The organism is Mesorhizobium sp. M7A.F.Ca.ET.027.02.1.1 (assembly GCF_004022985.1).
Lineage (GTDB): Bacteria > Pseudomonadota > Alphaproteobacteria > Rhizobiales > Rhizobiaceae > Mesorhizobium.
The window spans coordinates 1-649 of record NZ_RZOL01000888.1 but is presented as its reverse complement, the minus strand read 5'-3'; the positions used below and the strand labels follow the sequence as shown (position 1 = coordinate 649).

Genomic DNA, 649 nt, shown 5'->3' with positions numbered 1-649 from the left:
GATCAGGAAAGGCCGCAACGCCGGTCGGCACCTGGATGCGGGTGCCGGCCGGAAGCATCAGCGACCCCTCAATCCGGCTGCCGTAGTAGATCCAGGTTGCAGTCACGAACGATGCCGGCGCGATGTAGAGCATGATGTTGGTGAGGAGTTCCTCCTCGGAAAACTTGCTCCATATGTCCGGGGCGCCATCGGCGGTTGTCGGAAGATCGGCCCACTTGCCGAACTTTTCGAGTATCCAGCCCGCCGCTCCGACCGGGCTGTCGGCCATCGCGACGCCAAGCGTCTGCGGACGGGTTTCCTGCTCGTGAAAGTAGGCCCTCTCCCAATCGGCAATCGCGGCCCGCTTGGCGGCGAAGGACTTCTCCTCGTCGGTCGTCGGAGCGGCATCCTCCGCGCGCACGGTCATCATGTTAATATGGATGCCGAGCAGAGCGTCCGGTCGATCATGCGCTGCCCAGGCCGCGATGCCGTGGCCCCAATCGCCCCCTTGAACGAAATACCGCGCGTCGCCGAACAGTTGGATCATCAGCCCATGCACGAGCGCAGCAGCCCGCCGCGGGCCGATCGGGCGCGTGATCGGGTTGGAGAACGCGAAGCCAGGAAGCGAGGGGACGACAACATCGTGCCCGTCCGCTGCGAGCGGCTGCAA

At 64.9% G+C, this 649-nt stretch carries 1 protein-coding gene; it reads right to left on the bottom strand.

The annotated features are described in order from the left end of the window. Nucleotides 1-649, bottom strand: a 649-nt coding sequence (locus EN749_RS36830; protein ID WP_145991223.1) for an alpha/beta hydrolase, incomplete at both ends; no start/stop codon positions are given.